The sequence below is a fragment of the Pseudocitrobacter sp. CD920760 genome, assembly GCF_057782505.1.
Genome location: NZ_CM173490.1, coordinates 3,810,725 through 3,824,616, shown reverse-complemented (window position 1 = coordinate 3,824,616; position 13,892 = coordinate 3,810,725). Strand labels below are relative to the sequence as shown.

Below are 13,892 nucleotides of genomic sequence, written 5' to 3'. Positions count from 1 at the left end.
GCGCATCACTTTTTAGTTCGATACGTGAAAGGAACCCCAAATGGACGAGCAGTTAAAACAAAGTGCCCTCGATTTCCACGAATTCCCGGTTCCGGGGAAAATTCAGGTCTCTCCGACAAAACCGCTGGCGACGCAGCGCGATCTGGCGCTGGCCTATTCACCGGGTGTTGCCGCGCCGTGTCTGGAAATTGAGAAGGACCCGCTAGCCGCGTACAAATACACCGCCCGTGGCAACCTGGTGGCGGTGGTGTCTAACGGTACGGCGGTGCTTGGCCTCGGTAATATTGGCGCACTGGCCGGTAAACCGGTGATGGAAGGTAAGGGCGTCCTGTTTAAAAAATTCGCCGGTATTGATGTGTTCGATATCGAAGTGGATGAACTCGACCCCGACAAATTTATCGATGTGGTCGCGGCGCTGGAGCCGACTTTCGGCGGCATCAACCTCGAAGATATCAAAGCGCCTGAGTGCTTCTACATCGAGCAGAAACTGCGCGAACGTATGAACATTCCGGTGTTCCATGACGATCAGCACGGCACGGCGATTATCAGCACGGCGGCTATCCTCAACGGCCTGCGCGTGGTTGAGAAGAATATCTCTGATGTGCGCATGGTGGTGTCCGGCGCGGGCGCGGCGGCAATCGCCTGTATGAACCTGCTGGTGGCGTTGGGGATGCAGAAACACAATATCGTGGTCTGCGACTCTAAAGGCGTCATCTATAAAAACCGCGAAGCCAATATGGCGGAAACCAAAGCGGCTTACGCGGTGGACGATGACGGTAAGCGCACGCTGGATGACGTGATTGCTGATGCGGACATTTTCCTTGGCTGCTCTGGGCCAAAAGTGCTGACCCAGGAGATGGTGAAGAAAATGGCGCGCGCGCCAATGATCCTCGCGCTGGCAAACCCGGAGCCGGAAATTCTGCCGCCGCTGGCAAAAGAAGTGCGCCCGGATGCGATTATCTGTACCGGTCGTTCGGACTATCCGAACCAGGTCAACAACGTGCTTTGTTTCCCGTTCATCTTCCGTGGTGCGCTGGACGTTGGCGCGACGGCGATCAACGAAGAGATGAAGCTGGCAGCGGTGCACGCGATTGCCGAACTGGCGCACGCGGAACAGAGCGAAGTGGTGGCATCAGCCTATGGTGATCAGGATCTGAGCTTTGGCGCAGAGTACATCATTCCAAAACCGTTCGATCCGCGCCTGATCGTCAAGATCGCCCCGGCTGTCGCCAAAGCGGCGATGGACTCCGGCGTGGCGACGCGTCCGATTGCCGACTTCGACGCCTACGTTGAAAAACTGAGCGAGTTTGTCTACAAAACCAACCTGTTCATGAAGCCGATTTTCTCCCAGGCGCGTAAAGAGCCGAAACGCGTGGTGCTGGCGGAAGGTGAAGACACGCGCGTGCTGCACGCCACGCAGGAGCTGATTACGCTGGGGCTGGCGAAACCGATTCTGATCGGTCGTCCGAGCGTCATCGAAATGCGCGTCCAGAAACTGGGCCTGCAAATCAAACCGGGCGTCGATTTCGAAATCGTCAACAATGAATCTGACCCGCGCTTTAAAGAGTACTGGAATGAGTACTATAACCTGATGAAACGCCGCGGCATCAGCCCGGAACAGGCACAGCGTGCGGTGATCAGCAACACCACGGTGATTGGCGCGATCATGGTGCATCGCGGCGAAGCGGATGCGCTGATCTGCGGTACCATCGGCGACTATCACGAGCATTACGGCGTGATTCAGCCGCTGTTTGGCTATCGCGATGGCGTGCATACCGCCGGTGCGATGAACGCCCTGCTGCTGCCAAGCGGCAACACCTTTATTGCCGATACCTACGTCAACAACGATCCGACGCCGGAACAACTGGCGGAAATCGCGTTGATGGCGGCGGAAAGCGTGCGTCGCTTCGGTATCGAACCGCGCGTGGCGCTGCTGTCTCACTCGAACTTTGGTTCGTCTGACTGCCCGTCAGCCAGCAAAATGCGTGAGGCGCTGGCGCTGGTGAAAGAGCGTGCGCCGGAGCTGATGATTGACGGTGAAATGCACGGTGATGCCGCGCTGGTGGAAAGCATCCGCGCTGACCGCATGCCGGACAGCCCGCTGAAAGGCTCGGCAAACATTCTGGTGATGCCGAATATGGAAGCTGCGCGTATCAGTTATAACCTGCTGCGCGTCTCCAGTTCTGAAGGCGTGACCGTCGGCCCGGTATTGATGGGCGTGGCGAAACCGGTCCATATTCTGACGCCGATTGCCTCTGTGCGTCGCATTGTGAATATGGTGGCGCTGGCGGTAGTTGAGGCGCAGACTCAGCCGCTGTAAGCGATTTAATTAATATCAGGCGCGGAAATATCTCCGCGCCTTTTTTATTTCCATTCTTAGTGATCTACCTCTCCTTTTAAATCTCCTTGCCGAATTTTGTTATTTACTCTGCCGAAAAATTGCCACGATGAGGCACGTTTTAGCGGAGGCGGCGAGTCATGGATAAAGAACGCATTATTCAGGAATTTGTACCGGGGAAACAGGTCACGCTGGCGCATCTTATTGCGCATCCGGGCGAAGAACTGGCCAAAAAAATTGGCGTTCCCGAGGCGGGTGCCATCGGCATTATGACGCTCACGCCCGGCGAAACCGCCATGATTGCCGGTGACTTAGCGATGAAAGCCGCAGATGTCCACATCGGTTTTCTCGACAGATTTAGCGGCGCACTGGTTATCTACGGCTCCGTTGGCGCGGTGGAAGAGGCCTTATTGCAGACGGTCGCAGGCCTGGGGCGTTTATTAAATTACACGCTGTGTAGCCTGACAAAAAGCTAATACGGAGTGGCGATGAAACGCATTGCTTTCGTGGGCGCTGTCGGTGCAGGGAAAACCACGCTCTTTAACGCGTTGCAGGGAAATTACGCGCTGGCACGTAAAACGCAGGCCGTGGAATTTAACGACAACGGCGATATTGATACGCCGGGTGAATATTTCAGCCATCCACGCTGGTATCACGCGCTAATAACGTCGTTACAGGATGTCGAAACGCTTATTTATATTCACGCCGCAGACGATAAAGAGAGTCGATTACCCGTCGGGTTATTAGATATCGGCGCGCGTAAGCGGCATATCGCAGTGATCAGTAAAACGGATCTGCCCGGAGCGGACGTGGCGTTTACCCGCCAGCTTTTGCAGGCAGCAGGATTTCAGGCGCCAATTTTCGAGCTCAACAGCCACGATCCACACAGCGTGCAGAGCCTGATCGATTATCTGGCCGAGCTTACCGAACAGGAGGAAGGGGCAGGTGAAAAAACTCATTACCGCTAACGATATTCGTGCAGCCCATGCGGATGGCGCAAAAGAACTCGCCGTTGTGCTGCGTGCCAGCATTATCACGCCTGAAGCGCGGGAAGTGACTGACCAGCTCGGCATTGCCATTCGTGAATGCGACGAGCAAACCGCGCCGTCTACGATTGAGCCGCAGAGTGACAGCCAACGCATTCGCGCAGCCATTATTGCGCAGTTGCCCGCCGGGCAGTTTACCGAAAGCCTGGTCACACAGCTGATGGATAAGGTGATGAAGGAGAAGCAGTCGCTGGAGCAGAGCACCATGCAGCCGAGCTTCAAATCCGTGACCGGCAAGGGCGGCGTGAAGGTGATTGACGGGAGTAGCGTCAGGTTTGGCCGCTTCGACGGGGCGGAACCGCACTGCGTGGGCTTAACGGATCTGGTGACGGAGCAAGACGGTAGTAGCATGGCCGCCGGGTTTATGCAGTGGGACAACGCCTTTTTCCCGTGGACGCTGAACTACGATGAAGTTGACATGGTACTGGAGGGCGAGCTGCACGTTCGTCATGCAGGCGAAACCATGATTGCCAAAGCCGGGGATGTGATGTTTATCCCGAAAGGCTCCAGCATTGAGTTCGGCACGCCCTCGACCGTGCGATTCCTTTACGTTGCCTGGCCTGCGAACTGGCAATCGTTATGAAAGATTTCATCACTGAAGCGTGGCTCAGAGCGAATCATACGCTCAGCGAAGGCGCAGAGATCCATCTCCCTGCGGACAGTCGCCTGACGCCATCGGCTCGCGAGCTGCTGGAAAGCCGTCATCTGCGCATCAAATTTCTCGATGAACAGGGAAGCCTGTTTGTTGATGACGAACAGCAGCAACCGCAGCCGGTACACGGTTTAACCAGCAGCGACAGCTACCCGCAGGCGTGCTGCGAGCTGTGCCGTCAGCCGGTAGAAAAAAAACCGGACACGCTCACGCATCTGACCGCCGACAAAATGGTTGCCAAAAGCGACCCGCGCCTCGCGTTTCGTGCGGCGCTCGACAGCACCATCGCCCTGGCGGTATGGCTACAGGTTGAACTGGCGGAAGCCTGGCAGCCGTGGCTTGCGGATATTCGTTCGCGTCTGGGCAACATTATGCGTGCGGATGCGCTGGATGAGCCGCTGGCGATGCAGAGTATCGTCGGGCTTAACGAAGAGGAACTGCACCGTCTTTCGCACCAGCCGCTACGTTATCTCGACCACGATCATCTGGTGCCGGAAGCCAGCCATGGCCGCGATGCCGCGCTGCTTAATTTACTGCGCACCAAAGTGCGTGAAACCGAAACGCTTGCCGCGCAGGTGTTTATCACCCGTGGTTTTGACGTGTTGCGCCCGGATATTTTGCAGGCGCTGAACCGGCTCTCCAGCGCGGTTTACGTGATGATGATCCTGAGCGTGGCAAAGCACCCGCTAACCGTAAATCAAATTCAGCAACGGCTGGGAGGCGCGCAATGATTATTGAACGCGCTCGCCAGTCGGCCTTACGCGCGCCTGCCCGCGTGGTGTTCCCGGATGCGCTGGATATCCGCGTGCTGAAAGCCGCGAACTCTCTGCATCAGCAGAAGCTGGCATACCCCATTCTGGTCGCCAGTCCGTTTGAACTGCGGCAATTTGCCCTCAGCCACCGTGTCCCGATGGACGGTATTCAGGTTATCGACCCGAACGGCAATTTGCCGATGCGTGAAGCTTTTGCCGAGCGTTGGCTGGCGCGCGCAGGCGAGAAAACCCCGCCGGATGCCGTGGAAAAATTATGCGAGCCGCTGATGTTCGCGGCCGCGATGGTGAGTGCGGGCAGTGCGGATGTGTGCATTGCCGGCAACCTCTCTTCGACCGCGAATGTACTGCGGGCCGGGCTTCGTATTATCGGCTTACAGCCGGGCTGCAAAACGCTCTCTTCGCTTTTTCTGATGCTGCCGCAGTACCGCGGGCCAGCCTTAGGATTCGCCGATTGCAGCGTTGTGCCGCAGCCGACGGCGGCGCAGCTGGCGGATATCGCGCTTGCCAGCGCCGAAACCTGGCGGGCGATATCCGGTGAAGAACCCCGCGTGGCGATGCTCTCTTTTTCAACGAACGGCAGCGCGCGTCATCCCTGCGTGGCTAACGTTCAGCAGGCGACGGCGATTGTCCGCGAACGTGCGCCGCAGTTGGCGGTGGATGGTGAATTACAGTTTGACGCCGCCTTCGTCCCGGATGTTGCCGCGCAAAAAGCGCCTGCCAGCCCGTTGCAGGGAAAGGCCAACGTGATGGTTTTTCCATCGCTGGAAGCGGGCAATATTGGCTACAAAATCGCCCAGCGGTTGGGGGGCTATCGCGCCGTAGGGCCGCTGATTCAGGGGCTTGCCGCGCCGCTTCATGACCTATCCCGAGGCTGTAGCGTACAGGAAATTATTGAACTGGCGTTGGTGGCAGCCGTGCCGCGCCAGACTGACGTGAGCTGCGAGAGTCGCTCACAAACGCTGGTTGAATGAACGGTCCCGTTCTGGACCCCTTAAATGAGAGGAAAACACAATGGAAGCATTAGGAATGATTGAAACCCGGGGCCTGGTTGCACTGATTGAGGCTTCTGATGCCATGGTTAAAGCGGCACGCGTGAAACTGGTCGGCGTGAAGCAGATTGGCGGCGGCCTGTGTACTGCCATGGTTCGTGGTGATGTTGCAGCCTGCAAAGCCGCAACGGATGCCGGCGCGGCGGCAGCGCAGCGTATTGGTGAGCTGGTGTCTGTGCACGTGATCCCACGTCCGCACGGCGATCTGGAAGAAGTGTTCCCGATCAGCTTCAAGGGCGACAGCAACAATATTTAATGGCTCGGTGCGGGATGGCGCATTCATCGCAGGCCGAAAAAGCGAAGCGCCATCCGGCAAATCTCACCCACGGAGGCGGGTATGAAACTGGCAGTCGTCACAGGACAAATCGTTTGTACCGTACGCCATCAGGGACTGGCACATGACAAATTGCTGATGGTGGAAATGATCGATGCCCAGGGAAATCCCGACGGACAGTGCGCTGTCGCCATCGACAATATCGGTGCGGGAACCGGTGAGTGGGTGCTGCTGGTCAGCGGCAGCTCTGCCCGTCAGGCGCATCACAGCGAATTGTCGCCGGTGGATCTGTGCGTTATCGGCATTGTCGATGAAGTGGTGGCTGGCGGTAAGGTGACTTTCCATAAATAGGGCAGAAATCATGAATCAACAGGATATTGAACAGGTGGTAAAAGCCGTGCTGCTGAAAATGAAAGACAGCAGTCAGCCTGTTGCCGACGTTCATGAAATGGGCGTCTTTGCCTCCCTGGATGACGCCGTTGCGGCGGCAAAAATCGCCCAACAGGGGCTGAAGAGCGTGGCAATGCGCCAACTGGCGATTCACGCCATCCGCGAGGCGGGTGAAAAACACGCCAGAGAATTAGCGGAGCTTGCCGTCAACGAGACGGGCATGGGCCGCATCGACGATAAATTTGCCAAAAATGTGGCGCAGGCGCGCGGCACGCCGGGCGTGGAGTGTTTATCTCCACAGGTGCTGACGGGTGATAACGGCCTGACGCTGATAGAAAACGCGCCGTGGGGCGTGGTGGCATCGGTGACGCCGTCCACCAACCCGGCGGCCACGGTGATTAATAACGCGATAAGCCTGATTGCAGCGGGCAACAGCGTCGTATTTGCCCCACATCCGGCGGCGAAAGGCGTTTCGCAACGCGCTATTGCGCTGCTTAATCAGGCGGTTGTTGCTGCGGGCGGCCCGGAAAACCTGCTGGTGACCGTCGCCAATCCGGATATCGAAACCGCACAGCGATTGTTCAAATATCCCGGCATCGGCCTGCTGGTGGTGACGGGCGGTGAGGCGGTCGTTGAGGCGGCGCGTAAACATACCAATAAACGCCTGATTGCCGCCGGGGCGGGAAATCCGCCGGTGGTGGTGGATGAGACGGCTGATCTTGCGCGTGCTGCACAGTCCATCGTCAAAGGCGCGTCTTTTGATAACAACATCATCTGCGCTGATGAAAAAGTGCTGATTGTGGTCGATAGCGTGGCGGACGAACTGATGCGCCTGATGGAAGGTGAGCACGCGGTCAGGCTGACGACCGCGCAGGCGGAGCAACTCCAGCCTGTATTGCTGAACAAAATCGACGAACGCGGAAAAGGCTCCGTCAGCCGTGACTGGGTCGGGCGCGACGCAGCAAAAATCGCAGCGGCGATTGGCCTGAAGGTGCCGGAACAGACGCGGTTGCTGTTTGTGGAAACGTCGGCTGCGCATCCGTTTGCCGTGACCGAACTGATGATGCCGGTGCTGCCTGTCGTGCGCGTCGCCAACGTGGCGGAAGCTATTGCGCTGGCGGTGGTCCTTGAAGGCGGCTGCCATCACACGGCCGCGATGCACTCGCGCAATATCGACAACATGAACCAGATGGCGAATGCCATTGATACCAGTATTTTCGTCAAAAACGGGCCGTGTATTGCCGGGCTCGGATTGGGCGGGGAAGGCTGGACCACCATGACCATTACCACGCCTACCGGTGAAGGCGTGACCAGCGCGCGGACCTTCGTGCGCCTGCGTCGCTGCGTGCTGGTAGACGCATTCCGCATCGTATAAGGAAAACGAGATGGCCTTCGACGAACTGTGGCTCACCCCGCGCCTGCAACACGCCGCTCGCTTGTGCCAGCAAACCCCGGCTGTCAGCGACTCACCGCTGTGGCTGGGCGTGGATCTGGGCACCTGCGATGTGGTGTCGATGGTGGTTGACCTCGAGGGGCTGCCGGTCGCCGTTTGTCTTGATTGGGCTGACGTTGTGCGCGACGGCATCGTCTGGGATTTCTTCGGCGCGGTGACGATTGTTCGCCGCCATCTCGCGTCGCTTGAGCAGCAGTTTGGCTGTCGCTTCACCCACGCGGCGACCTCTTTTCCGCCGGGCACTGACGCGCGTATTTCTATCAACGTGCTGGAGTCTGCGGGCCTGGAGGTGAGTCATGTACTGGACGAACCGACCGCGGTGGCAGACCTGCTTCGGCTGGATAACGCCAGTGTGGTGGATATTGGTGGCGGGACTACCGGAATCGCCATCGTCAAACAGGGCAAGGTTGTCTATTCCGTCGATGAAGCTACCGGCGGGCACCACATCTCCCTGACGCTCGCGGGCAACCGCCGCGTTCCGCTGGAAGAGGCGGAGCAGTACAAGCGCAGCAATGCGCAGGAGATTTGGCCGGTGGTGAAGCCGGTGTACGAAAAGATGGCGGAGATTGTCGCCCGACATATCGAAGGGCAGGGGATAACCGATTTATGGCTGGCAGGCGGTTCGTGTATGCAACCGGGCGTGGCTGATTTGTTTCGCAAGCGCTTCCCGGAATTACGGGTGCATCTCCCGCAGCACAGCCTGTTTATGACCCCGCTGGCGATTGCCAGCAGCGGGCGCGAGAAAGCGGAGGGGATCTATGCAAAGTGAATTGCAGACGGCGCTCTTTCAGGCATTCGATACCCTGAATCTGCAACGCATGAAAACGTTCAGCGTCCCGCCAGTGACGCTCTGCGGCCTTGGGGCGGTGAGCAGCTGTGGGCAAGAAGCGCAGACACGCGGGCTGAAGCATCTGTTCGTGATGGTCGATAGCTTTTTGCATCAGGCGGGAATGACCGCCGCGCTGACGCGTAGCCTGGCCGTTAAAGGGATAGCCACCACAATTTGGCCGTGCCCGGTGGGCGAGCCCTGTATTACGGATGTTTGCGCGGCAGTTGCGCAGTTACGTGAATCTGGCGGCGACGGTGTTATTGCCTTCGGCGGCGGTTCGGTGCTGGATGCGGCGAAAGCCGTTGCGCTGCTGGTGACTAACCCGGATAGCACGCTGGCAGAGGTATCGGAAACTCGCGTTTTGAAACCGCGCCTGCCGTTGCTGGCCATTCCAACCACGGCAGGTACCGGCTCCGAAACCACTAACGTAACCGTGATTATCGACACCGCGACCGGGCGCAAGCAGGTGCTGGCGCATGCTTCCCTGATGCCGGATGTGGCGATTCTGGATGCCGCGCTGACAGAGGGCATTCCGTCGCATATCACCGCAATGACCGGTATCGATGCCTTGACCCATGCGATTGAAGCCTATAGCGCGCTGAATGCCTCGCCGTTTACCGACAGCCTGGCGATTGGCGCAATGGCGATGATCGCGCAATCGCTGCCTAAAGCGGTGGGCTACGGGCATGACCTGGCGGCACGCGAGAGCATGCTGCTGGCTTCATGTATGGCGGGAATGGCGTTTTCCAGCGCCGGGCTGGGGTTATGCCATGCGATGGCGCATCAGCCAGGGGCGACGCTGCACATTCCTCATGGTTTGGCGAATGCCATGCTGCTGCCCACGGTGATGGAATTCAACCGAATGGTGTGCCGCGAACGGTTTAGCCAGATTGGCCGGGCGCTGAGAAATAAAAAATCGGACGATCGCGACGCCATTAACGCGGTAAGCGAGCTGATTGCGGAAGTAGGGATCGACAAACGGCTGGGCGATGTTGGCGCGACACCTGCGCATTACAACGCCTGGGCGCAGGGCGCGCTGGACGATATTTGTCTGCGCAGCAACCCGCGCACCGTGAGCCAGGAACAGATTGTCGGCCTGTACGCGGCAGCGCACTAAAGCATACCAGGACGTAGCTACCGTCTTGAACGTCAAGCGGTAGCTGCATAATTTTCGTCCCAGAGAAGCCGCGTTTTTAACACTCCGAAGCATAAATGCACCAGTTTGCGCATAACCGCTCCCAGTGCGGCTTTTTTGGCTTTACCCTTTGCGACCAGTCGTTCATAAACAGCTTTTGCCTGTTTGTTCCAGCGGCACGCGCTCAGCGCTGCAACATACAGCTTAGCCCGTACTTCCGACGGCCCTGTCTTTGACATATGGGGTCTGCCACGTACCGAACTCCCCGACGTTTTCTCTACCGGCGTGATACCCAGATAAGCCGCGACCTGTGAGGCGCTTTTGAACGTCCCGTCTTTCAGCAGTGCCAGCATCTCCCGCCCGACCTGATCTTTAACGCCCTTGATCGATTTCAGTAAATCAAGATCAGCCTTCAACCCCGGATCGTTATCTGTATGATCGGTTATGAGTTTTTCTATCCGGGCCAGTTCATCGCTCAGCCAGCTTTTCGTCCGCTCAAGTGAACGGATGACCTCCTGCGGAGTGGTTGTGGAATTCGCTTTTTCCAGCCGGTTCACCGTGCGCTGAACATCCTCTTTCAGGGCATCCCGCTGGCGCAGCAGCGCCCTCAGCTTGCGGACTTCGGGCGAAGGTGGAACCCAGGCATTCGGGTGTTTCAGCTCGCCATAACAGGCCAGAACGAAGGCATCCACAGCATCATTCTTGTTGAGAATACCCATCCCGCTGGCAAATTCACGAACACGATAGGGATTAGCCATGCAGACTCTGACACCGGCTTCATGCAGGCCATATGCCAGATTTTCATGGTAGATACCCGTCGCTTCCAGCACGACCGTCACACTTTCCGGAACGCATTTTTGTGCGCTCAGCCAGTCGATAACTTTGCTGGAGACGTCGGGTTCATTGGTCAGAACTTTGTGTTTTTTTTTGCCGCCGGGACCGGCAGTAAGCAGACAAACATCGATTTTATTTTTACTGACATCAATACCGAGAGTACACATCGAGAATCTCCTTTCACCTGAGCCAACACGTCATTCCAGCCTTGTACATACGAAGTCAGAGCTTCTGGTTACCGTTCGGATTTTGAGTGACGTGAAAGGTGAAACGGGAGGCTTAAGCTACGTCGAAAGATCGATGTCTTCAGGCCGGATACAAGCTTCTCCCGTTTCATGTAGCTGATAGCTAATCAGCTACCAGTTCAAGATACAAGGCCGGATAAGGTGCTTGCACCGCCATCCGGCGTATTAGCCGCAGCATTGCCTGATGGCGCTGCGCTTATCAGGCCTACGAAACCACCTGAAAATGGAGATGACTTTATGGGAATTAACGAAATCATCATGTACATCATGATGTTCTTTATGCTGATTGCCGCCGTGGACAGGATCCTGTCGCAGTTTGGCGGTTCTGCACGTTTCCTCGGTAAATTTGGCAAGAGTATTGAAGGTTCCGGCGGCCAGTTCGAAGAGGGCTTTATGGCCATGGGCGCGCTGGGTCTGGCGATGGTCGGTATGACCGCGCTGGCACCGGTGCTGGCGCACGTGCTGGGCCCGGTCATTATCCCGCTGTATGAAATGCTTGGCGCTAACCCGTCAATGTTCGCCGGAACGCTGCTGGCGTGCGATATGGGCGGCTTCTTCCTCGCTAAAGAGCTGGCGGGCGGCGATGTGGCGGCGTGGCTATACTCAGGTTTGATTCTGGGCTCGATGATGGGGCCGACGATTGTGTTCTCCATTCCCGTGGCGCTCGGCATTATCGAACCTTCCGACCGTCGTTACCTGGCGCTTGGCGTGCTGGCCGGGATCGTCACCATCCCCATCGGCTGTATCGCGGGTGGCTTAATCGCCATGTATTCCGGCGTGCAGATCAACGGTCAGCCGGTGGAATTCACCTTCGCGTTGATCCTGATGAACATGATCCCGGTATTAATTGTCGCGGTGCTGGTGGCGTTGGGGCTGAAGTTCATCCCGGAAAAAATGATCAACGGCTTCCAGATCTTCGCCAAATTCCTCGTCGCGCTGATTACGATTGGCCTTGCCGCGGCGGTGGTGAAATTCCTGCTTGGCTGGGAACTTATTCCAGGCCTTGATCCTATCTTTATGGCGCCTGGCGATAAACCTGGCGAAGTGATGCGTGCCATTGAAGTTATCGGTTCTATCTCCTGCGTGCTGTTGGGGGCGTACCCGATGGTGCTGCTGCTAACCCGCTGGTTTGAAAAACCGCTGATGAGCGTCGGTAAGCTTCTGAATGTGAATAACATTGCGGCAGCGGGCATGGTGGCAACGCTTGCCAACAATATTCCGATGTTCGGCATGATGAAGCAGATGGACACCCGCGGCAAAGTGATCAACTGCGCCTTCGCGGTCTCTGCGGCGTTCGCTCTGGGCGATCACTTAGGTTTTGCGGCGGCTAACATGAACGCGATGATCTTCCCGATGATTGTCGGCAAGCTGATTGGCGGCGTCACGGCGATTGGCGTGGCAATGATGCTGGTGCCGAAAGATGACGCAGCACAGGTGAAAACCGAAGCGGAGGCACAATCGTGAACACTCGCCAGCTACTGAGCGTCGGTATCGATATCGGCACCACCACCACCCAGGTGATTTTCTCTCGCCTGGAACTGGTTAACCGTGCGGCAGTGTCGCAGGTGCCGCGTTACGAATTCATCAAACGCGAAATTAGCTGGCAAAGCCCGGTGTTCTTTACCCCTGTCGATAAACAGGGCGGATTAAAAGAAGCGGAGCTGAAAACTTTAATCCTTGAGCAATATCAGGCTGCGGGCATTGCGCCGGAAAGCGTTGATTCCGGGGCCATTATCATCACTGGCGAGAGTGCGAAAACCCGCAATGCGCGCCCAGCGGTCATGACGCTTTCCCAGTCGCTGGGCGATTTTGTGGTGGCCAGCGCCGGGCCGCATCTGGAATCGGTGATTGCCGGGCACGGCGCCGGGGCGCAAACCCTGTCGGAACAACGGATGTGCCGGGTGTTGAATATTGATATTGGCGGCGGTACGTCAAACTATGCGCTCTTTGAAGCGGGAAAGGTGAGCGGTACCGCCTGCCTGAACATCGGCGGACGTCTGCTGGAAACGGATAGCCAGGGCCGGGTGGTATACGCCCACAAGCCGGGGCAGATGATTGTCGATGACCTTTTTGGCAAGGGAACCGACGCCTGCGGGCTTACTGGCGCACAGCTTGGGCAGGTTACCCGGCGGATGGCTGATCTTATTGTGGAAGTGGTGAGCGGCACGCTCTCTGCGCTTGCGCAGCAGTTGATGCAAACCGGCCTTCTGCCCGCAGATGTGAAACCGGACGTTATCACCCTTTCCGGCGGTGTGGGTGAGTGTTATCGCCATCAGCCTGCCGACCCGTTTTGCTTTTCCGATATTGGCCCGCTGCTGGCGACGGCACTGCACGAACAGCCGCGTCTGCGTGAGATGAACGTGCAGTTTCCGGCGCAAACCGTGCGCGCTACGGTGATTGGTGCGGGCGCGCATACGCTATCGCTTTCCGGCAGCACAATTTGGCTGGATGGCGTTGATTTGCCGATACGCAATCTGCCGGTGGCCATCCCACAGACTGAATCGAACCTGGTTGATGCCTGGCAGCAGGCATTGGCGCAGCTCGATCTTTGTCCCCAAACAGACGCATACGTGCTGGCGCTACCCGCCGGGCTTCCCGTGCGTTATGCCGCATTACTGACGGTCATCGACGCGTTGACCCAATTCGTCGCGCGTTTTCCGAATCCACATCCCCTGCTGGTGGTGGCCGAGCAGGACTTTGGTAAGGCTCTGGGCATGTTGTTACGCCCGCAATTACAGCAACTCCCGCTGGCGGTGATTGACGAAGTTTCCGTCCGCGCGGGGGACTATATCGACATTGGTACGCCTCTTTTTGGCGGATCGGTTGTGCCGGTGACGGTGAAATCACTCGCATTTCCTTCCTGAGGGAACGACT

Annotated in this window: 14 protein-coding genes; 13 read left to right on the top strand and 1 reads right to left on the bottom strand. The window is 57.5% G+C overall.

Translation table 11 applies throughout. The features are described 5' to 3' along the window. Positions 1–40 precede the first annotated feature (40 nt). The 11 genes from maeB to eutG all read left to right on the top strand — a co-directional run bounded on the left by maeB (position 41) and on the right by eutG (position 9,921). A complete protein-coding gene (gene maeB / locus AC1MKH_RS17960; RefSeq protein WP_276219472.1) occupies positions 41–2,320 on the top strand; it encodes an NADP-dependent oxaloacetate-decarboxylating malate dehydrogenase in 2,280 nt (759 codons plus the stop codon). A gap of 158 nt (positions 2,321–2,478) precedes the next feature. Beyond that, positions 2,479–2,814: an ethanolamine utilization microcompartment protein EutS gene (gene eutS, locus AC1MKH_RS17955; protein WP_015963481.1), complete on the top strand. Its 336-nt coding sequence runs from the start codon at positions 2,479–2,481 to the stop codon at positions 2,812–2,814. Between the two features lie 12 nt (positions 2,815–2,826). Further along, positions 2,827–3,306 carry an ethanolamine utilization acetate kinase EutP gene (gene eutP, locus AC1MKH_RS17950; RefSeq protein WP_276219474.1) on the top strand — a complete coding sequence of 160 codons (480 nt, stop codon included), beginning with the start codon at positions 2,827–2,829 and terminating at the stop codon, positions 3,304–3,306. Further along, positions 3,284–3,967 (top strand): ethanolamine utilization acetate kinase EutQ, encoded by a 684-nt coding sequence (gene eutQ, locus AC1MKH_RS17945; protein WP_327621899.1) that lies wholly within the window; start codon positions 3,284–3,286, stop codon positions 3,965–3,967. Before eutP ends, eutQ begins: the two co-directional genes overlap by 23 nt. Next, positions 3,964–4,767, top strand: a complete 804-nt coding sequence (gene eutT, locus AC1MKH_RS17940; protein ID WP_276219479.1) for an ethanolamine utilization cob(I)yrinic acid a,c-diamide adenosyltransferase EutT — start codon at positions 3,964–3,966, stop codon at positions 4,765–4,767. Before eutQ ends, eutT begins: the two co-directional genes overlap by 4 nt. Continuing rightward, the gene (pta, locus tag AC1MKH_RS17935) at positions 4,764–5,780 is read left to right on the top strand and encodes a phosphate acetyltransferase (RefSeq protein ID WP_276219481.1); all 1,017 of its coding nucleotides are present in this window, start codon (positions 4,764–4,766) and stop codon (positions 5,778–5,780) included. Before eutT ends, pta begins: the two co-directional genes overlap by 4 nt. Before the next feature lie 40 nt (positions 5,781–5,820). Then, positions 5,821–6,114, top strand: coding sequence for an ethanolamine utilization microcompartment protein EutM (gene eutM / locus AC1MKH_RS17930; protein WP_015963486.1), 294 nt, complete (start codon positions 5,821–5,823; stop codon positions 6,112–6,114). A gap of 81 nt (positions 6,115–6,195) precedes the next feature. Beyond that, positions 6,196–6,483: an ethanolamine utilization microcompartment protein EutN gene (gene eutN / locus AC1MKH_RS17925; RefSeq protein ID WP_015963487.1), complete on the top strand. Its 288-nt coding sequence runs from the start codon at positions 6,196–6,198 to the stop codon at positions 6,481–6,483. 10 nt (positions 6,484–6,493) lie between these two features. Then, complete coding sequence (locus AC1MKH_RS17920) at positions 6,494–7,897, top strand: aldehyde dehydrogenase family protein (protein WP_327621898.1); 1,404 nt, start codon at positions 6,494–6,496, stop codon at positions 7,895–7,897. A gap of 10 nt (positions 7,898–7,907) precedes the next feature. Then, positions 7,908–8,744 (top strand): ethanolamine utilization protein EutJ, encoded by an 837-nt coding sequence (gene eutJ / locus AC1MKH_RS17915; protein WP_327621897.1) that lies wholly within the window; start codon positions 7,908–7,910, stop codon positions 8,742–8,744. After that, positions 8,734–9,921 carry an ethanolamine utilization ethanol dehydrogenase EutG gene (eutG, locus tag AC1MKH_RS17910; protein ID WP_276219489.1) on the top strand — a complete coding sequence of 396 codons (1,188 nt, stop codon included), beginning with the start codon at positions 8,734–8,736 and terminating at the stop codon, positions 9,919–9,921. Before eutJ ends, eutG begins: the two co-directional genes overlap by 11 nt. 32 nt (positions 9,922–9,953) lie before the next feature. Here eutG and AC1MKH_RS17905 read toward each other — a convergent pair whose 3' ends face one another. After that, the gene (locus tag AC1MKH_RS17905; protein WP_488450733.1) at positions 9,954–10,940 is read right to left on the bottom strand and encodes an IS110 family RNA-guided transposase; all 987 of its coding nucleotides are present in this window, start codon (positions 10,938–10,940) and stop codon (positions 9,954–9,956) included. A gap of 315 nt (positions 10,941–11,255) precedes the next feature. Between AC1MKH_RS17905 and eutH the strand changes: the two genes are divergently transcribed. Both eutH and eutA read left to right on the top strand, forming a co-directional pair. Next, positions 11,256–12,482 carry an ethanolamine utilization protein EutH gene (gene eutH, locus AC1MKH_RS17900; protein ID WP_015963491.1) on the top strand — a complete coding sequence of 409 codons (1,227 nt, stop codon included), beginning with the start codon at positions 11,256–11,258 and terminating at the stop codon, positions 12,480–12,482. Further along, entirely contained in the window at positions 12,479–13,882 is a 1,404-nt protein-coding gene (gene eutA / locus AC1MKH_RS17895) for an ethanolamine ammonia-lyase reactivating factor EutA (RefSeq protein WP_327621838.1), read from the top strand. Before eutH ends, eutA begins: the two co-directional genes overlap by 4 nt. Positions 13,883–13,892 lie beyond the last annotated feature (10 nt).